The sequence below is a fragment of the Proteus columbae genome, from assembly GCF_002777965.1.
Classification (GTDB): Bacteria; Pseudomonadota; Gammaproteobacteria; order Enterobacterales; family Enterobacteriaceae; genus Proteus; species Proteus columbae.
This window is the reverse complement of the sequence record NZ_NGVR01000023.1, coordinates 299,863-321,347: the sequence shown is the minus strand read 5'-3', so window position 1 is coordinate 321,347 and position 21,485 is coordinate 299,863. Positions and strand designations below refer to the sequence as shown.

13 protein-coding genes are annotated in these 21,485 nt (G+C 38.8%); 4 read left to right on the top strand and 9 right to left on the bottom strand.

The annotated features are described in order from the left end of the window. Positions 1-155: 155 nt before the first annotated feature. Together pyrD and pepN are read right to left on the bottom strand one after the other, a co-directional pair. Positions 156-1,166: a quinone-dependent dihydroorotate dehydrogenase gene (pyrD, locus tag CBE70_RS12420; protein WP_036912193.1), complete on the bottom strand. Its 1,011-nt coding sequence runs from the start codon at positions 1,164-1,166 to the stop codon at positions 156-158. A gap of 204 nt (positions 1,167-1,370) precedes the next feature. Next, complete coding sequence (gene pepN / locus CBE70_RS12415; RefSeq protein ID WP_100159588.1) at positions 1,371-3,986, bottom strand: aminopeptidase N; 2,616 nt, start codon at positions 3,984-3,986, stop codon at positions 1,371-1,373. Positions 3,987-4,326: 340 nt separating this feature from the next. Here pepN and pncB point away from each other — a divergent pair, with 340 nt between their 5' ends. The 4 genes from pncB to CBE70_RS12395 all read left to right on the top strand — a co-directional run bounded on the left by pncB (position 4,327) and on the right by CBE70_RS12395 (position 10,257). Further along, positions 4,327-5,541 carry a nicotinate phosphoribosyltransferase gene (gene pncB / locus CBE70_RS12410; RefSeq protein WP_100159587.1) on the top strand — a complete coding sequence of 405 codons (1,215 nt, stop codon included), beginning with the start codon at positions 4,327-4,329 and terminating at the stop codon, positions 5,539-5,541. A gap of 268 nt (positions 5,542-5,809) precedes the next feature. Then, positions 5,810-7,210, top strand: coding sequence for an asparagine--tRNA ligase (asnS, locus tag CBE70_RS12405; protein ID WP_100159586.1), 1,401 nt, complete (start codon positions 5,810-5,812; stop codon positions 7,208-7,210). 340 nt (positions 7,211-7,550) lie between these two features. Continuing rightward, positions 7,551-8,681 (top strand): porin, encoded by a 1,131-nt coding sequence (locus CBE70_RS12400; RefSeq protein WP_100159585.1) that lies wholly within the window; start codon positions 7,551-7,553, stop codon positions 8,679-8,681. Positions 8,682-9,066: 385 nt separating this feature from the next. Beyond that, positions 9,067-10,257, top strand: a complete 1,191-nt coding sequence (locus tag CBE70_RS12395) for an amino acid aminotransferase (protein ID WP_100159584.1) — start codon at positions 9,067-9,069, stop codon at positions 10,255-10,257. Positions 10,258-10,408: 151 nt separating this feature from the next. On the opposite strand, the gene CBE70_RS12390 is transcribed toward CBE70_RS12395, so the two are convergent. The 7 genes from CBE70_RS12390 to mukF form a co-directional block, all read right to left on the bottom strand. Further along, entirely contained in the window at positions 10,409-11,059 is a 651-nt protein-coding gene (locus CBE70_RS12390) for an MBL fold metallo-hydrolase (RefSeq protein ID WP_100159583.1), read from the bottom strand. A gap of 37 nt (positions 11,060-11,096) precedes the next feature. After that, the gene (locus tag CBE70_RS12385) at positions 11,097-11,645 is read right to left on the bottom strand and encodes a YcbK family protein (protein WP_099074987.1); all 549 of its coding nucleotides are present in this window, start codon (positions 11,643-11,645) and stop codon (positions 11,097-11,099) included. A 319-nt stretch (positions 11,646-11,964) separates the two neighbouring features. After that, positions 11,965-13,695 carry a L,D-transpeptidase gene (ldtD, locus tag CBE70_RS12380; protein ID WP_100159582.1) on the bottom strand — a complete coding sequence of 577 codons (1,731 nt, stop codon included), beginning with the start codon at positions 13,693-13,695 and terminating at the stop codon, positions 11,965-11,967. 352 nt (positions 13,696-14,047) lie between these two features. Continuing rightward, positions 14,048-14,761, bottom strand: a complete 714-nt coding sequence (gene aphA / locus CBE70_RS12375; protein WP_098943714.1) for an acid phosphatase AphA — start codon at positions 14,759-14,761, stop codon at positions 14,048-14,050. Between the two features lie 225 nt (positions 14,762-14,986). Then, the gene (gene mukB / locus CBE70_RS12370) at positions 14,987-19,447 is read right to left on the bottom strand and encodes a chromosome partition protein MukB (protein WP_100159581.1); all 4,461 of its coding nucleotides are present in this window, start codon (positions 19,445-19,447) and stop codon (positions 14,987-14,989) included. Beyond that, a complete protein-coding gene (gene mukE / locus CBE70_RS12365) occupies positions 19,444-20,175 on the bottom strand; it encodes a chromosome partition protein MukE (protein WP_100159580.1) in 732 nt (243 codons plus the stop codon). Before mukE ends, mukB begins: the two co-directional genes overlap by 4 nt. Then, positions 20,156-21,478 carry a chromosome partition protein MukF gene (gene mukF, locus CBE70_RS12360; protein ID WP_100159579.1) on the bottom strand — a complete coding sequence of 441 codons (1,323 nt, stop codon included), beginning with the start codon at positions 21,476-21,478 and terminating at the stop codon, positions 20,156-20,158. The genes mukE and mukF overlap by 20 nt, the downstream gene beginning before the upstream one ends. Positions 21,479-21,485: the final 7 nt, after the last annotated feature.

Here is a 21,485-nt window from a genome sequence, read left to right as displayed (position 1 = left end):
CCTAAATAAAATATTTAATATCACCTAACAAAAACAGGATTCATTTTACTATTAATTAAGCACAATCAGTGCAATTTAATAAAAAATAACCAACTAGGGGCAATATAAACGAGTTAGGGGCAGAAGAAAAGCCCCTAACTCATTATTAAATGTATTTAGATATGATTAATTATAGATTTGATAAGTGCAGGACCTTGATAAATGAATCCTGAATAGACTTGAATAAGAGACGCGCCCGCATCCATTTTTTCTCTGGCTGCAGTTAATGAATCAATTCCACCAACACCAATAATAGGTAATGCACCTTTTAATTCTTCATTTAATTGTCGAATTATTTGTGTGCTTTTTGATTGTACCGGGCGACCACTTAATCCCCCAGCTTCATTACAGTGATCTAATCCACTGACTAATGATTTATCTAATGTGGTATTAGTCGCAATAACACCATCAATATGATGACGGACTAAGCTATCTGCAACTTGAATTAATTCTTCATGCGTTAAATCAGGTGCAATTTTAACAGCAACAGGAACATATTTTTGATATTTACCCTGCAACTCTAATTGTTTATTTTTAATTGCTGATAGCAGATCGTCTAATGCTTCACCATATTGTAGTGTACGCAAACCCGGTGTATTTGGTGATGAGATATTGATTGCGATATAACCGGCATGAGCATAGACTTTTTCCATACAAATCAGATAATCATCTTTGCCTTGCTCTACTGGGGTATCTTTATTTTTACCGATATTAATACCCAGTACGCCACCATAACGAGATTGTTTTACATTTTCAATTAAGTTATCGACGCCAAGGTTATTAAAGCCCATTCGGTTAATTAAACCTTCTGCTTCCACTAAGCGGAATAAACGAGGTTTATCATTTCCCACTTGAGGGCGTGGTGTCACCGTACCAACTTCAATAAAACCGAATCCCATTGCACCCAATGCATCTATACAATCACCGTTTTTATCAAGACCGGCAGCAAGACCTAGTGGATTTTTAAATGAGAGTCCCATACAGGAAACGGGTTTAGAAGGAAGTGACTGCTGAATAAGAAATTGAAATGGGGAATGAGATAAACGTTTTAACTGACGGAAGGTAAAATCATGGGCACGTTCAGGATCTAGCCGAAACAATGCCTTCCTTACTAAGGAATAATACATACGATCTCCATTGAGAATATCGGGTATTAGGAATGATATGTCTACGACAATTTAAGCGTCGAGCATCATATAGATAAAAGCACGAAAAGTAAACGCCTCAATTTCACAATTCGCCATAAAAAATCCCCAGACTATGCTGGGGATCTAATTATCTTGCTGATTTTATACTATTTACTCACTCATAAAGTGATATAAAACCTAATATTAATCAGCTAACGCCTTGGTGATTTTCTCATATAAATCACCCGATAAATTCTCAAGTTCTTTCAGTTTTAATAACTCTGCACGCATTTTTTCTTGGCGCGTTGCATCATAACGTTTTAAACGAATAAACGGTTCAATAAGGCGTGATGCAACTTGCGGGTTACGGCTATTTAAATCAGTCAGAATTTCTGTCAGTAATAAATAACCTGAGCCATCTTCTGCGTGGAATGCCACAGGGTTATTATTCACAAATGCACCAATTAACGCCCGAGTACGATTAGGGTTTGCAAGTGTAAATGAGCGATGAGATAACAGACTACGTACTTTCTGTAACACCTCTTTTGCTGGGCTCATGGCTTGTAAACTAAACCATTTGTCCATCACTAAACCATCTTGATGCCATTTATCATCAAACTCTTGTAATAGCGCATCTTTGCAAGGTAACTGAGCCATTACAGCGGCATTCAATGCAGCAAGCGCGTCAGTCATGTTATCGCTGTTGTGATATTGCACATCAACAAGGTGATTGCCTGTTTGTGCATTTTCAGTCGCTAAGTAACTTAAACACACATTGCGTAAATCACGTTTTGCAATGTCATCATGATTAACACGATAAGCACCGATATGCATTGAATGATAAACAGCTGAGAATTCATCAGCCATTTCAGTTGCCAGTGTTTTACGAATAAAGCCAAGCGCTTTATGGATAGCAACTGGATCAATAATACTAAATGATTCACCCGCTTCGACATCTGTTGGTAATGTCAGAATAAGTGCAGCTAATGCAGGATCAATATCTTTATCAAGTAATACTGCGCGGAAAGCATCAACCACCATTTCAGGCAGAATACAGGTTTCCCCCTTTTGAACCCGAGCAACATTTTCTTTTATATAGCGACCTAATAATGCTTGAGCCGCATCCCAACGTGAAAATGCATTACGTGCATATTTCATTAAGAAAGAGAGTTGCTCATCCGTAAATGGATAGTCAAGTTTTACAGGCGCAGAAAATTCACGTAATAAAGATGGGATCGGTTGTTCTGGCACATCGTCAAAGACAAACTGCTGCTCTTCACGTACCACATTCAATACATTAGAAATAGTTTGGCCTTGTGAACGCAGTGGGATCACATTGCCTTTGGTATCATATAATTCAATATCCAATGGAATATGTAATGGCTGCTTTTCAGTTTGATCGGCTGTCGGTGGCGTCATTTGACTAACAGTTAAAGTGTATTGCTTTTTATTAGCATCATAACTATCACGAACAGTCAGCTGAGGTGTACCTGATTGACTATACCAACGACGGAATAAAGTAAGATCAACATTAGAAGCATCTTCCATTGCTTGAATAAAATCGTCGCATGTTGCAGCACTGCCGTCGTGACGATGAATATACATTTGAATACCAGCTTGGAATTGCTCTTCACCTAATAAGGTGTGGATCATTCGGATCACTTCTGAACCTTTTTCATATACTGTTAAAGTATAGAAGTTGTTCATTTCGATCACACTATCAGGACGAATTGGGTGCGCCATTGGGCTTGCATCTTCTGCAAACTGAGCGGTACGCATCACTCGTACATTATTGATACGATTAACAGAGCGAGAGCCTAAGTCAGAACTAAATTCTTGATCGCGGAAAACGGTTAAACCTTCTTTCAGGCTTAACTGGAACCAATCACGACAAGTAATACGGTTACCTGTCCAGTTATGGAAATATTCATGACCAATAACAGACTCAATACCTAAGTAATCTTTGTCAGTTGCCGTTTCACTTTTCGCTAGCACATATTTAGAGTTAAAGACATTCAGTCCTTTATTCTCCATTGCACCCATATTAAAGAAATCAACAGCAACTATCATATAGATGTCGAGATCATATTCTAAATTAAAGCGAGATTGATCCCATGCCATCGCATTTTTCAATGATGTCATAGCCCAATCTGCACGATCTAAATTACCTTTATCAACAAAAAGCTCTAAGGCAACTTCACGACCGCTTTTGGTGATAAAAGTATCTCGTAATACATCAAAATCACCCGCTACCACAGCAAATAAATAGCTTGGTTTTGGATGTGGATCTTCCCATGTTACCCAATGAAGACCATTATCCAGTTCACCTTGCGCAATACGGTTACCATTGGACAATAAATAAGGATACTGTTTTTTGTCTGCCGTGATTGTTGTGGTGTAACGAGCTAACACATCAGGTCTATCTAAATAGTACGTAATATGGCGGAAACCTTCAGCTTCACACTGTGTACATAATGCATCACCAGAAACATACAACCCTTCTAACGCCGTGTTAGCCGATGGATTAATGTCGTTAACAATTTTTAATGTAAATTGCTCTGGCAGTTGTTCAATGATGAGTTTGCCGTTTTCTTCTTTATAGTGTGTCCAAGCAACATCATTCACTGCGATTGATTTTAATGTTAAGTCTTCACCATCTAACACTAATGCTGTCGCATCTGAGTTTAGACGTTTACATTGGCTTATTGCTGTAATCTGGGTATTTTCTTTATCTAAGATAAAATCAAGATGTAAATCGGTAATTGTGTAGTCAGGGGCACGATAATCTTTGCGAAATTTCGCGATTCTTTGTTGTGTCATAGAAAAAACCTTTTAGTTAACACGACTATTTAACGGTTATATTGCCAAAGCTTACTCGTCAAAAATCTGTTTAGCCAGTCGAATATTCAATTGAAAACACCAAAAGTCAACAGAATGTTAATAGCTTATTAATACATGTAATCAATTTATTTGGTAAATGATGCTAATATACTCCCAAATTATGTTTAACGTGGTAAACTCATCTAAGTTTTACAGCTTGTTTTTATGTCGCAGAGAAATATTGTTGAATAGTGACGCTTTGTCGTCATATTCGGGTATACTCTCCAACCTTAACGATTTAGCAGACATAAAAACGCTCCGTGAGGATGCTTGACGCGCTATGATTTTAGACGCTACACCGATTATTACATCACTGTTGGATACCGATGCATATAAGCTCCACATGCAACAAGCGGTTTACCACCATTATAGTGATATTCCTGTCGTTGCTGAGTTCCGCTGTCGGAGTGATGAACGTCTAGGTGAATATGCAACAACCTTACGCCATCAAGTTAATATGATGGCAGACTTGTCATTAACGAATGAAGAATTTGACTATCTTCAGAGCCTCCCCTTTTTCAAAAATGACTATCTGCAATGGTTTAAGCATTTTCGCTTTAAACCAGAACAAGTCCATATTTCAACAACACCTGAAAATCAACTGTCGATCAGAATAACGGGCCCTTGGCGCGAAGTTATTCTATGGGAAGTTCCTTTGTTGGCTTTAGTGAGTGAAATTGTACATCGTGCTCGCTCTCCTCAAATCACACCAGATGATGCAGTTAATCAACTACGTAAATTAATTGATATCTTCTACCGTGATGCGGCTGAGCAACAGATTGACTTAGCTGATTTTAAATTAATGGATTTTGGTACTCGCCGCCGTTTCTCTTATGATGTGCAGTGTGCCATTGTGGATGAGCTGAAAAATCATTTCCCTTATCTTATTGGTACAAGTAACTATTATTTAGCTGAACGTATGCATTTGGCTCCTGTGGGAACACAGGCCCACGAGTGGTTTCAAGCTCATCAGCAAATTAGCCCTGAGCTTGCTAATAGCCAGCGTGCAGCCTTACAATCTTGGTTAAATGAATATCCAGATCAGTTAGGTATTGCATTAACAGATTGCATTACAATGGATGCGTTCTTGCGTGATTTTGATAAAAACTTTGCCGATAGCTACCAAGGTTTACGTCACGACTCTGGCGATCCAATTGAATGGGGTGAAAAAGCGATCGCGCATTATGAAAAATTGGGTATTGATCCAATGAGTAAAGTATTAGTCTTTTCTGATAGCCTCGATTTTCAAAAAGCACTTGTACTTTATAAGCATTTCCATAAGCGTATTCGTCTAATCTTTGGTATTGGTACTCGACTCACTTGTAACATTCCTGAAATTACACCTCTTAATATTGTGATTAAGCTGGTGGAGTGTAATGGTAAGCCAGTTGCTAAATTATCAGATAGCCCCGGTAAAACGATTTGTGACGATAATGATTTTGTTGACAAGCTACGCAAAGCCTTTGACGTTCCTCTTGTTAAACAGGCCTGTTAATTAGCTAAAAATCTTCATTAATAAAAGAAAGGGTAATAATTGCCCTTTCTTTTGTCATACTGCTGTCATAACACCCGCTTTCATCAATATTTCACCTATTTTTATCAATTTATTTTATACAAAAGCTTTTCTCTTCTTTATTGACTCTTTAAACTAAAATTTCCTACTTGTTTCCTGCGCTATTGCAAGTAACATAGAAAAACTGTCCGACAGGGGCAGAGTGAATTAACCAAACAATTATTTTAATTAAACGAAGAGAGATTTATTTATGATCGTTGCGCCTGTAGTCGACGTACTGCAAGGCCGTATCGCGGTTGGCGAAGACGTCACCGTTCGCGGTTGGGTACGTACAAGAAGAGATTCAAAAGCTGGTATCTCATTCCTTACCGTCTATGACGGTTCCTGCTTTAATCCAGTACAGGCCATCATTAATAATAATTTACCGAATTATCAAGATGAAGTGCTGCACTTAACCACAGGCTGTTCTGTGGAAGTCACCGGTAAAATTGTTGAATCTCCGGGCCAGGGACAGAACTTTGAAATTCAAGCCACTAATGTTGTTGTGGTAGGAATGGTCGATGATCCGGAAACTTATCCGATGGCCGCCAAACGTCATAGTATTGAGTACCTACGTGAAGTTGCTCACCTTCGTCCTCGTACTAACTTAATTGGTGCAGTTGCTCGTGTTCGTCACACATTAGCACAAGCACTACATCGTTTCTTCGATGAACAAGGCTTCTTCTGGGTTTCTACGCCACTTATTACAGCGGCTGATACAGAAGGTGCGGGTGAAATGTTCCGTGTTTCTACATTAGATATGAACAACCTGCCACGCACAGATAAAGGCGAAGTTGATTTCAGTGAAGACTTTTTTGGCCGTGAAGCGTTTTTAACTGTTTCTGGTCAGCTAAATGGTGAAACTTACGCCTCTGCATTAAGCAAAGTGTATACTTTCGGTCCAACATTCCGTGCTGAAAACTCAAATACCAGCCGTCACCTCGCTGAATTCTGGATGGTTGAACCAGAAGTGGCATTTGCTGATCTTAACGATATTGCAGCCCTTGCTGAAAAAATGCTGAAATACACCTTTGCAGCTGTATTGGCAGAGCGTAAAGATGATATGGAATTCTTTGCACAACGTGTCGATAAAGACGCTATTACACGCTTAGAGAACTTTATCACCTCTGATTTTGCTCAAATTGATTATACCGATGCGGTCACTGTGCTTGAAAACTGTGGTGAGAAATTTGAAAACCCAGTTTATTGGGGTGTTGACCTCTCTTCTGAACATGAGCGTTATCTTGCAGAGAAACACTTTAAAGCACCTGTTGTTGTGAAAAACTATCCGAAAGACATCAAAGCATTCTATATGCGTATGAATGAAGATGGTAAAACAGTTGCAGCAATGGACGTGTTAGCACCAGGAATTGGTGAAATCATCGGTGGCTCTCAACGTGAAGAACGTTTAGATATGTTTGATAAACGTTTAGACGAAATGGGAATGAACAAAGAAGACTACTGGTGGTATCGCGACCTGCGTCGTTACGGCACAGTGCCTCATTCAGGGTTTGGTTTAGGTTTTGAACGTTTAGTTGCTTATGTGACCGGTGTCTCAAATGTTCGTGAAGTTATTCCATTCCCACGTACACCAAGAAATGCAGATTTTTAATTTAGTGATTAATTAGTATTCAACTAGAAATTTGCATTACTGTTTTATTGTACTCGTTTCACTTAAATCAAGAAGCCAACCTCAAGGTTGGCTTTTTTTATGCATGGCTGTTATTTGATTCAAAAGTTCCCCGAAATACACACTTTGAAATACATAGTTACAATTTGTTACACTTTTTTCGTTTTTGTAGCAAATTGGGGGTAGATAAAATTTTTTACCAATGGAACACTGTCACCCGACACAGACGACACTTAACTCTCATAAATAGTTCCATAAAAATTAAGAAACTATTTCTGGCAGTGGCAAAGGTGTCTGAATAACACCAATGAGGGTAATAATAATGATGAAGCGCAATCTTCTTGCAGTGGTAATCCCAGCTTTAATGTTTGCTGGTGCAGCAAACGCAGCTGAAATGTACAACAAAGACGGCAACAAAGTAGACATCTACGGTAAAGTTGACGTTCGTCATTACTTCGCTGATAAAGATTCAGGTGAAGACGGTGATGCATCTCGTGCACGTATCGGCTTCAAAGGCGAAACTCAAATCAATAAAGATTTAGTTGGTTTTGGTCGTTTCGAATACGAAATCCGTACAAGCAACACTGAAGGTGACACTGATTCACGTGCTCGTTTTGCTTATGCTGGTTTTAAATTTGCTGACTACGGTTCACTGGACTACGGTCGTAACTACGGTGTAATTTACGACACCAACGCATGGACAGACGTACTGCCTTTATGGGGCGGCGACTCCATGGCACAAACTGACGTTTACATGACTAGCCGTACTACTGGTGTTTTAACTTACCGTAACACTGATATGTTCGGTTATGTTGATGGCCTAAGTTTTGCTCTGCAATACCAAGGTAAAAACAACGAAAACACCAGTAATGCTCGTGGCGACAAATGGGTACAAAACGGTAGCACTCACTATAGTGTAGATAAAAAAGCTAATGGCGACGGTTTTGGTTTCTCTACAGCTTATAACTTAGGCTGGGGCGTAACACTGGGTGGTGGTTATTCTAACTCTGCTCGTACTTCTGGCCAACAAGACTTCAGTTCTGCTAAAGGTTCACGTGCAGAAGCATGGAACGCCGGTGCTAAATTTGCAGCTAACAATGTTTACTTAGCAGCTATGTACGGTGAAACCCGTAACATGACTCATTTCAAAGGTGACGGTAACATTGCTAACAAAACTCAAAACATCGAGTTAACTGCACAGTATGACTTTGCTGATTTAGGTCTGAAACCATCTTTAGGTTATGTTCAATCTAAAGGTAAAGACCTGTATAAGGGAAGCGTAGCTGTTGGTGATGAAGATTTAGTTAAATATATCTCTGTAGGTTCTTTCTACAAATTTAACAAAAACATGACTGCAGTTGTTGACTACAAAATCAACCTGCTGAAATCTGATAACAAACTGGGCATCAACGACGACAACGTAGTTGGTTTAGGTCTGACTTATCAGTTCTAATTACCACTTAGGTAATTAAACAGTCAAGTTAATTGATTTGAAAAGCAACACTTCGGTGTTGCTTTTTTATTTTTAAATCTAACAATCACTACCTCCACCACACGTACCATTTATTTATTCACTTAAAAACATCCCCTCTTTTCTTTGTTTTTCAAATTATCAAAAAGTTTATCGCACTAAACAATTAGGTTTTTTTAGTAATAATTTTTACGTGTTAATGTAATCACAGGATATTCACTTATTTACATCTTGATTTGCTATTTATTCTCACTTAGTTCACAACTTCTTGCTAATTTCTCTACAAACAGTTGGCAAAAAGCCCTCATAGCGTTACTCTTGATACTCATATTTCGGCTTCGTTTTGAGCTTAGGGAACAATTACACTATGTTTGAGAAAATCATTGCTGCACCAGCCGATCCTATTCTAGGTTTAGCTGATAGTTTCCGTTCTGATCCTCGTGAAAACAAAATTAACTTAGGGATTGGTGTTTACAAGGATGAGACAGGTAAAACACCTGTTTTGACCACTGTTAAGAAAGCAGAAAAATACCTGTTAGAAAACGAAACCACCAAAAACTACCTTCCTATTAGCGGTATCCCTGAATTTGGCAATGTAACCCAAGCACTTTTGTTTGGTGAACAGCATCCTATTATCTCTGAAAAACGCGCACGCACAGCACAAGCCCCAGGTGGTACAGGTGCTTTACGTATTGCAGCTGATTTTATTGCTCAGCAAACCACCGCAAAACGCGTCTGGATAAGTAATCCAACTTGGCCTAACCATAATAATATTTTCCAAACTGCAGGTCTTGAGATCTGTAATTATGATTATTATGATGCAGAAAATCATGGGTTAGATTTTGAAGGCATGTTAGAAAGCCTTGCCAAAGCTCAAGCTGGCGATGTTGTTTTGTTCCATGGTTGCTGTCATAACCCAAGTGGTATTGATCCAACAGAAGAGCAATGGCGCCAATTAGCTGAACTGTCAGCAGAAAAAGGCTGGTTACCTGTTTTTGACTTTGCATACCAAGGTTTTGCGCGTGGTCTTGAAGAAGATGCACAAGGCTTACGTCTTTTTGCAGAAAAGAACCCTGAGCTTATTGTTGCTAGTTCATATTCTAAAAATTTCGGTCTTTATAATGAACGTGTAGGTGCATGCACCATTGTCACCAAAGACAGCGACACTGCTGAGAAAGCATTTAGCCAAGCAAAAGCAATTATTCGTGCAAACTACTCAAACCCACCAGCACATGGCGCTTCAGTAGTAACAACGATCCTTTCTAACCCAGAGTTAAAAGAAGAGTGGATTGAAGAACTAACAACCATGCGCGAACGTATTCAGCGTATGCGTCAACTGTTAGTGACTACTCTGCAAGAAAAAGGCGCTAAGCAAGATTTTAGCTTTATTATCGACCAAAATGGTATGTTCTCATTTAGTGGTTTAAATAAAAAGCAAGTTGAACGCTTACGTGCTGAATATGGTATTTATATCGTGGGTTCAGGCCGTATTAACGTTGCAGGTTTAACCCTTGAGAACATGGTTCCACTGTGTGAAGCCATTGTTGCAGTACTCTGATATTTTTTAGAGGCTAGATAAGATAGATGCCATGTTATTAAATAACATGGCATTTTTATTGATATAAAAGAAATATAAACCACACTTTTTATTCATAAAAAAAGCCCTTCAATATAAAGAGCTTTTCATCAATTAATAGATATTATCAGTATTACCAGATTGGCATTTCATCTTGTAAAAAAGGATTATATTGGCGTTCATGTCCTAAATTAGACATTGGACCATGCCCCGGAATAAACAGATAATCATCGCCTAAAGGTAAAACTTTATTTTTGATTGAAGCAATAAGATCAGCATGGTTTCCACGAGGAAAATCGGTACGACCAATGCTTTCTTTGAATAACACATCTCCCATAGAGATAATTTTATTCTGGTGATTTACAAAAATAATATGTCCTGGTGTATGCCCCGGGCAATGTAAAACGGATAACGAAATGGTTTTACCGATAGTGATGGTATCGCCTTCATTTAACCAGCTATCTGGTGTAAATGACTTTCCGCAAGGGAAATTAAACATACGGCACTGTTGTTCTAATTCTTCCAATAAGAAATTATCATCTTTATGAGGGCCATAAACAGGGACATTGAAGTGCTCAACAATTTGTGAGGTGCCTGCAATATGGTCAAAGTGCCCGTGTGTTAATAATACTTTGGTCAATGTTAATTGGCGTTCTTCGATTTCCGCAATAAGCGTTTCGACATCGCCACCAGGATCAACAATCGCCGCTTCCTTCGTTTCATCACACCAAATAAGGGTGCAATTTTGCATATAGTTTGTCACAGGTACAATGTGATACATCATGAATCACTCCACTCTTTATTATCTAATTCTCAATAGATTACCATGAGCGGACAGGTCCTGTATCAATATGCACAAAATTACTTCTTGGATAATAGCCTACACCACCCGCTTTCATTCTTAGTGCGACTTGACGAACTTTAGAAAGATCAGTGCCGACTAAACGAAAATCCATTGCTTGTCCACGCGTGTGATAGCTCTTCTTTGCCACTCCGCTACTACTATGACGTAGATTATTATTCGTCACTAAAGAGCGATAACCTGAAATAAGTTCAACGGGTTTATTGTTATTAAGCATCACTTGCAATAAGTAGATTTGGTCAAACAGTGCGGGATCAATGGTTTTGATTTTGTTTTGACGGTAATCTCTAAAAAGGTGATTTAATTTAGCAAGCTCATGTTTATTATAACGTTTTCCATCAAAAAACTCGGCTTTAATAGTTTCACCGGTATTTAAATTATTAAAGCGAAGGATTTTCGGACGAGGTGTTGCTAATGAAGCAAATGCATGAGAAGGCAATAACCCTAATCCCACTGCGGCCATACCAAGCCCCAGCCATTTACGGCGATGTGAATCAATAATATCCATAGTATATGCACTCAACAAATTATTTCAGGAGGAAGAACCATTATTATGACAATAAATTTCTCGAATTGTTTCTTATTGTTTGTATAGTATTGTAAATAACACTTCATTTCAATTTAACGCCATTAGTAATTTTATAAATTTAGTTATTTATACTAAATTCTATTTTTATCATTCTATTTTTAATAGAAATTTTAAAAATATTTTATATTTTTAGTTCTCTTATTAATAATCACAAAAAAATGATTTCATCTTATTGATTTATATAAAAATAAAGGACAATAAAATTAGTTGTCCTTTATTTAATTTATATTTATTTATATCACAAGTATTTCTTAATATTCTCTAAATAAGGTTGTGCATTTGTAATACTTTTATCATAAGCATAGATATCTGCACGATATTGAGGCGCATTTTCCTGCGCTACCCATGCTGTTTGATAATATAAATAAACCGGAATACGTTCAGGAATTAACGCATATTGTGTTGAACCACGTTTTAATGCCGCATCAATTCTATCTTGTTTCCATCCTGCATCGCCTAATAAAATTGAAGCAAGTTCAGAGGCTTTATTAACACGAATACAGCCTGAACTGATTGCTCTCATATTTTTTGAAAACAGTGAATGGTTTGGTGTGTCATGCAGATATATTGCATCTGAATTTGGCATATTAAATTTATAACGCCCTAATGAGTTTGTTGGCCCCGGAGCCTGCCAAATTCGGTAAGGGAAGTTATTAGCACTCATATTTTGCCAATCAATATCGTATGGGTTAATAGGATAAGCATCATTTCCCCATCCTGAGTAAATGGTATATCCCTTACGACTAAAGTAACTAGGATCTGCTTTACCTCTAGGTACAATATCTTTACGAGTCATGCTTGTTGGCACGTTCCAAGGTGGATTAACCACGACATTATTTAGTGCACTACTCATAATCGGTGTTTTTCTATCAGGACGGCCGACAATAACTTTTGAGTCAAGAATAAGCTCGTTATTAGCATAAAAATAGAGTGAAAAATCAGGAATATTAACCCAAATTCCAGTATCACCAATAGCAGGAGTCAGGCGAAGACGTTGAATATTTAATGCCATAATACTAGCGCGTTGTGCTGGTGTTATATTTAACCACACTCGCGTTTGTCGCCCAATAACACCATCTGGCTCTAATCCATGAGCAGTTTGAAATAATTTAACTGCCGCAACTAAAGGCGCGTCATAAACGGTTGTTACAATTTCCTGCTCATTTGCTGCCAACTCAGGAATTAATTTTAAATTACGTAAAATCTGTCTCAGCGGTACAACTTCTTGTGATGATTGATTTGGCTTTAATGATGTCGTTCCTTTCATTTCTGGCCAAACAACTGAACTATGTAACTGCTTTCGCACTTCCTCTTTCATTAAGGCGTAATAAGGATGAGACGGTGCATAAGAAATAACAAAACTACCTAAGGTATTATTTTGAATATTTTGCTGTAATTCCACGACTGATTTATCAGTTGGTGATGGTAATGTTTGCATCACATCACGATACAGTAAAGATATGCCTGATTTATTTACTTGCTCAACAAAACTGATATAGCCTAAAAAAGCATCTGATAAAATAAGGTCACGCGCTTCTTTTGTTAATTCAGGTGACTCTAGTTGTATTAGCCATTGCCCAAATTGAGGTTGGATCCCCGATATCGCCACTTCAGCAATTTGTTGCTGTAATTGCTGTACTATTTTTTCATCTTGCCAGATTAATGCTAAGTCATTTGCTTGGTAAACTTTCACTATCTGGGTTAAATATAACGGTTTGTATCCTGCTGTTGAGCCCCATGATTGTAGTTTTGTTCTTACTGCTAATTCCGTCAATTGTGGAACATTCATAGCCACAATTGCAGGTGCTGGCATAGTTTCGTTATTCACAGGAACTAATGTCGCGTTTTCTGTTTCGGGTGCAGATAAAGTCACCGGCTCTGTTTCTGTGGCCATTGTATAGTGCCCAGATAGGAGTGTACCTATAACAACTGAATATGCGATTGCTCTTTTAATTGGTTTATGCGCCATAAATCCTCTACCCTCATCCCTTATTATTATTTTGGTATCCTAGAATATTAGATGAGCTTGGAAAAGAGTTTTATAGGAATAAACTAATATTTTTAAAGTTTTGTAAGTCCTTGATAGAAATTTGATTTTATTTAATCAAAAAAAGACTATTTAGCTGTTTTTATATTCAAATATATAATTTAAATAAAGGCACAATAAAAGAACAAAAAACAGACAAATTAAAAATAAGCTTTCAAGAAATAATAAAGAATTATGAATGGATAAATAAGATTATTTAAATGGAAGGTATTTTAAAATCGAAAAAGGCGCAGTTTCCTACGCCTTACAAATAAAGGTAAACAAAGGGTAAAGATTAATATTCTGAATTGATTACGACTTCTTCACCAAACTGACCTGCTTTTGGCAGTGGTTGGTAAGATGAGTTAGCTGCACGCAGAATACGAATACCACGGATATTCAATTCATCTGCTGCTGCGATATCAGCATCAGCATCACCGTAGTAAATTTTCAGTTTGTGATCACGCATCCAGCTGACTTTGTTATTTGCGCCAGGTTGGTCACCAGCAAAAATAACAGGCTGCATTTTATCAGCAGGAATGTTTAAGCCTTCTTGTACATATTTGGTCACAGTCTCAGTTTTAGTTTGAGTACGACCAGTAATGAAATAAACAGTATCTCCACGTTTTAAGTGCATCTGAACAAGATCGATACCGACTTGTTTAGGCATACTGAATTTATCCCATTCATTATTCATTTTATCCCAGAATTCTGGGTTTTTCAGGTAGCTGAAATCGTTTGGAGAGTATTCCAGTTTACCACGGTAGAAACCTGGGCTTGAGAACAGAACGGTGTCATCAATATCAAAACCAACCGCCATCGGTGCTTGACCTGCTAGGCTTTTTTCAATATCAGCAACAGAAACCCAATGAATTGGTTGTTGTTGTGCAAGTTGTGCAACCGTAACACCTGGGCTAACAACTTCTGGCAGATGTACTTTTGCCATTGCCGCGCCGTTTAAACTTAACGCTAAAGCAATTGCACTAAAAGCTAACGTGACTTTACGCATTCTCTTTCCTTTAAATTTTTATATTAATCACATACGGGAACAATCATAAACATCATAATTACATTTAAATGAGATGTGGCGCACGTTATGTCATTTATAATTTCATTTTTTTGTTAATTTACTTTCATTTTTTGATCTATATAACACTTTAAAAAAAGAAGGCGCTATAAGCATAAGCTCGTAGCGCCTTTATTCTTGCCCTTTGAGGCTGATAATGGAATAAAATTATTCTGTTATTTCAGCAACATTTGATGATGCAATTTTATCTTTTTCAGCCTGTTGGCCAAAACCCTTTAACCCAACAACGTGTACATGTTCAGTGCCATTAAACACTTTACGTACTAATTTATAGGTTGTTCCTTTTTCTGGGCTGATATTTTCTGGTGCCGCAATAATTAACTGCATATCAAGACGGTCGCAAAGCTCAAATAATGTCGCAATAGATTTCGCATCTAAACGCGCCGCTTCATCGAGGAAGAGTAAACGACAAGGAGAGATATCTTTTCCTCTTAAGCGTCGTGATTCTTCTTCCCAGCTTTGTACGACCATCACCAGAATTGACATCCCCGTACCAATCGCTTCACCTGTTGATAAAGCACCACTTTCTGCTTTTAACCAACCTTCTGGTCCACGATTGACTTCGACATCCATTTCAAGGTAATTACGGTAATCTAACAGCTCTTCCCCCACGGTTTGTGGCATACGTTGACCAATGTCCACCTGAGGGTTTAAACGCTGATAAAGTTTCGCCATTGCTTCAGAGAAGGTCAGGTTTTGGTTTTTAAATAGATCTTGATACTGGTTATCTTCTTCAGATAGCACATCCAATAACACTTGATGACTTTCACGAATATTGACGTTAAGTCGGACACCACGCACCTGACCAAATGAAACTGCTTGCAAACCTTGGTTTAACATACGAATACGATTTTGCTCACGCTGAATAGTTTTACGAATAATATTCGCGACACTTCGTGAACTAATCGCTAATTTTTGCTCACGGCTAGTTAACTCTTCAGTTAAACGAGCAAGTTCGATTTCCATCTGCTCAATTGCATCAACTGGATCATCGGTTTTAATGATATCTTGGCGAATACGTTCTCTTAAATGCTGGTATACCGCAATAAAGAACTGAACTTTTCGATCAGGATATTTCGCATCTTCTGAGCGACGTAACGCATCACGTAAATATTCGTTATCAGCAACCGCTTGGCGTAAAGCACCTAACGCTTTATCTGACATTGAACGTAATTCATCAGCAGAAAGATAAGCAAAATCTCGTCGGTGTAAACGACGCTCCATACCATTTTCTTTCACTAATCGCATGACCGCGCACCAACCCGCTTTTGCACTCACAACATGCTCACGAATTTGAATGTAGTCACGTTCAAGTTTACGAATTTTCTTGGTTAGATTATCTCGCTCGGCTTCACTCAGTGCGATATCTCGCTCAAGTTGGCTAATACGTGTGCGGTTTGCACTTACCGCAGAATAACGTTGATCACGAAGCTCTTTAGCTCTTGCTTCTGCACCAATATCAATATGGATCCCTGTATCCCGCATCTCTTGCTCAAGTTCTCTTAGCAATTCAGATTTAGTATCAAAGGAGCTTTTTAATGATGCAAGTACTTGATTAAATTGAGCACATTGGGCTTGTTGCTGACGATAAAGTTCTCTTGCCGTAGCTCGTTCTGTTTCTGCCATCTCTAAACGGTGACGTAACTTCTCGTTAAGATCACTATTTTCACTGACAATCTCAACGGCATCACTATAACTAAAGTGAGGGCGGCGCTGTACCACTTCCACCAGCAAGAAAGCTTGTTGCTGATAACGTTGCTGCTCTGCTTTTGCTTGCTCATAATCTTGCGCTAATTGTTCATGCGCTTGTGGATCACTTTGTAAGATTGAGGCGATAGGCTCTAATGTTGCTAATGCTTTTTCGTGACGCTGTAAGTGGCGCATTGACTCTTCAGCGGCATACAGTTCTTCGCGTAACTCTTCAACACGATCAATAAGCGTTTCATCCATCAAGATATTAACTTGAGGAATAAGCTTATTAAGAAGATTCAACGATTCTTTAGCACGGGCATAATGTTGACGCTGTTGTTGAGTACTCTCTTCGTATTGCGCTAACGCTCTTTCTAACTCGTTACGTCGCTGATTAAGCTGACGAATATTCTCTTCAGGATCAGCCTCAAATGCCACAGAAATATGTTGTCCCACAAACTGACTAAAGGCATGGTGAGCACGTTGGATCTTCTGTACATCAAAAGCTTGTGTTGCGTAAAGCTCAGAAAGCTCATCACGTTGACGCGATAAAATTTCTAATTGATTTTCACGCGCTGCTCGACCAAACAGTGGAATTTCAGGGTAGCGAGAATAACGCCATTGTCTATCAGTACTCTTGATAAGAACGGCTTTATCCATCTCTTGAGCATTAAATACACTGTCATCGAAAGATTGTGGGTCGCCTTCAATAAAATAGAGATCTTCAGGGCAATCTTCTAATGTTTCTAATTGTTCCTGAACCAAAGAGAGATCTTGCACAACAATTGCATGACGTGCAGGACCATATAATGCAGAGAAATAAGGTGCATCGTCTAACGTAATATCATCATAAATTTCTGATAATAAAACACCATTAAAGCGTTCCGCTAACGTAATTAATCGCCCATCTTCAGCACCACTTGGCTGACTTAAACGTTCAATTTGCACTTCAATCTGTTGTTTTCGAGAAGCCGTTTCATCACGTAATACAGTTGCTTCACGCTCTTTCTCAAGTAACTGTTGCATATATTCTGTTACTTGATGACCCGTTTCAAAAGATTGACGAGTCTGCTCACATAATTGTGTTAACGCATCTTGTGCCGCAAGCCATGCCGGTGCTTGTTTTTTCAGTTTTTCAATTTGTTGTTTAAGCTGATCTAGCTCTTGGCGCATTTGCATACGCTGTTCGCCAGATTCATTAACGTAATCGCTCAGCTCTTCAATTTTGGCTTCTAACTCATCTTGTAGAATTAATAGGTCATCTGGCTCCATCGATTTGCCATGATGTTTATTAAACTCTTCAAGTTGACGTTCTGCGTTATTTCGTTGATGTAAACGCTGTTCTAATTCAGCTAACTGCATACGAATAGGATGAACCCTATCCGCTTGATGTCGATGAGAAGACCATTCACGCAATGCTGTTTTTGCTGCATCCCATGCGTTTTGGCGTTCAACTTCACCTACAATTGAACTCACCAGTTTATAGGCTTGATCAAATTGCGTTTTAGCCGCTTCAGAAACATTGAGTTTCTGCTCCATAGAAAGTAATGAATGTGTAATGGTTTGAATTTTAGCCTGAATTCGTTCAGCCCATTGTTCCGCATTCGTTTCGTCTAAATCATCAATAGCACATTGTGCTTTAGCGCGCTCTAAAGCCTGTACAGCTTGGCGATATTGAATAGCGCGTGTCTGTTGTACGTCTAATGCTTGCTGATAATCTGCTAACTGATTTTTCAGTTCATCGACTTCTTCTTCTGCTGTCTCTAAACGTGCTTCAAGTTCTTCTTTCTTTGAGGCGGCTTCTTCAACCACTTCACTTTGTTCTTCTAAGCGAAAAGTGATTTCTTCCACATCAGCGACATAGCGGTCAATTTTTTCTTGTTGGCGAACCGCATTTTGCACTAAGTTTAATCGGTCGCTTGCCGCTTGATAATCCGCTTCAAGATCAGAAGATAACGCTTGTTGCTCTTCTAACTCTTTACCCATTTCAACAAAACGATATGCTTCGTTATTAATGGATTTACGCTGACTCCATAATTCACGACGCACGGTTAAAGCTTCATCAAGATGAACTCGTCGTTCATTGGCATGGCGCATATAGTCAGCAGCAACATAAGATGTCGCTTCTGTAATTAAATGCTTAAATAAGTCACGATCAGATTGAGTAACACGAATAGCTTCAAGCGTCATTCGGTTTTCACGTAATGCGCCTTCCATATCTTGGAACGCTTTTCTTACACCACTATTTTCAGGTAGTAAATAATCACGTAGAGAGCGTGTAATCGCACTTGAAATACCACCATACAATGAGGCTTCAATTAAACGATAGAATTTGGCACGATCACTTGCAGAGCGTAAACGTTTAGGAATAACCCCTAAATCAAACATCACAGCATGGAAATCAGTGATAGAGTTAAATTGTCTAAAAACAACTCCATCAATGGCTTCAACTTTTTCTTTTAATTCATTAAGCGGTAAAACACGGGCTTGGCGATCTGCAACAGCTTGCGTCAAAATTTCTGTTGGGTTTTCCGCCATTGGCAGCCCTTGGATCATAAAGGGTTTGATATCAACTTTCTTATCACGTCCTGCAATTTGCTGTAAACGAACACCAACCACCGCACGTAAGTGACGCGAGTTAATCACATCTAATACGGCATAACACACACCTGGACGCAGTTTCCCGTATAAACCTTTATCACGAGATCCGCTTGTTGATCCTGCTTCTGTGGTATTACGGAAATGAAGTAAAGTTAGATCAGGGATCATAGCTGTAATAAATGCAGCCATTGTGGTTGATTTACCCGCACCATTACCACCTGATAATGTAGTCACCAACTCATCTAAATCAAAAGTACGAGCAAAAAACCCATTCCAGTTGATAAGTGTTAATGAGCGAAATTTTCCCCGTTCAATCATTTATTTTCTCCCTCCGCATCATCTTCACTGGATTGTAATTGCTCATCTTCATTTTCTTCATCATCGTTAAGTGCTTCTGAGCTATCTTCAAGCGCCATAGCTTCACCATCGCGGATCATTCGCATTTGAGCCTCAAGTGGAGAATCGCCACTTCGTACATCGGCACCAAAGCGGAAAACAGACTCAGTGATCGAAAAACGCTGCATATCATTTAATAAGAATGAAATCATGCCTAAACGACGTAAACGATTTAACGAGGTTCTCATTTTTTCTTGTAATTTTTGCAAATCAAGATCAGAACCTGTTGAGCGTTGATTCACTAAACGTAGAAGTTTGGTTTCATCTGCTAATGTTCTTAATTCATCGAACAGCTCTTGAACGGTGAATATTCCCTGATTCGCTAATCGCTCAGGGCTAAGGTAGAGATAACAAAGTATTTTCCCCACCAGCATATCCATTTCAGAGAGAACAGAGCGTGGAATAAGTGTGGTTGAACGAGGACGCAAATAGAAGAAGCCTTCTGGCGCTCTAATTAATTCGACATTATAACGCGCATAAAAGTCTGATAACTCATCTTGAAAATCCATCAAAAAAGCATGATTATCCAGAGAGTCTATACCGATATGTCGACCTGCACGTAACTGGCTATCCAGTTCAGGAAAAAGTGAGTTCGCTAATGCCTGCGCCAGTTTAGCTGGCATAAATTGTTCAGTATGTATCGATGACATGCGCTTGTACCTTAGCTCCATATTCGTTAATTTCTGACCATTTTGCAGGTAATCCTGCGAGCTCAGCTTTCGCTACACCTAATCGTACTGCTTGATCAATAACAATACGTGCAACATCGAAATGTTTCTGTTGCGGATAACGATTAAGATATTCAACTAACACTGAACTGAGATCTAATGCTCGTTGTTCTAATTTGTAAGAAGCAAGCTCTTGTTCTACCCATTGCGCTATCTGTTCGTTCACTTCACTGAACATTTGATATTCAAGCTCTTCGGGTAACTCACCTGTGACCTCTTCATCACGTAGAACCAGCTCTTCATCACGCATATCAAACAACCGATCAGCATTAGCGTAAGTTAATGCCCATGGGTTGTCGAAATAGTTTTGTACGGATTGACGTAAACGGCGAGAGAAAATACGGTTTTTATCCATATCAATTGCTGTACGAATAAATTTATGGACATGTCTATCGTATCCAATCCATAAATCAATAGATTGCTGACCCCAACTAATAATGCGGTCTAACTTACTTTGAAGTTCAAACACTAATGTGTCTATTTGCTCAACATGGCCCGTATTCATATTTGCTTCCTGAATACGTAAAAGATTGGCTTGAAGTTTGTCGCCAGCGGCTTCAAGCGTATCTTGTAGCTCTCTTAATGTACCGGATGTTTCAGATAACAGCTGTTCACAGCTCGAAATAGCTGCTTGCCAATCTTGATTCAATAACGCAGCAATATCTTCTTTTACTGTATTTTGCTGCTCATCCATAATTCGCTGAGACAAATCAATGCTATCGAAAATTTCCGCCACTGAATATTTTAGAGGCGCGAAAACATTACGATGCCAATGATATTCATCACCGCCGTCTTCAGCAGAGCTAGCCGCAGAATCAAGTTCCCCCGCCACAATAGAAAGTTGCATAGATAAACGCAATGATGAAAATTCACGTTGGCGAATATAGTAATCACTAATTCCAATTCCCAACGGGGTTAAACGGTATATTGCATTACCTTCTACCAATTCACTGGTAAAACGGTTAAAAAGTCGCTGCTTTACCATGTCATTAATGGCATTATTCGCGCGAACTTGTATTGATTCAGCAGGTTGTTCGAAGCCTTTACACACTTCCCTAAAGGCATCAATTAACTCTCCTTCACTGATTTCGCCATCAAGGCGCTCGCTGTTTAATACAGCGACAGCCATCAAAAAAGCTAATCTTTCTGGTGGCAGTGAGATTGAGAAATCGTTTTTTCTCGCCCAAGACACTAACTCAGGAACGGTCTGGGTAAAATCACTCATAGTACAT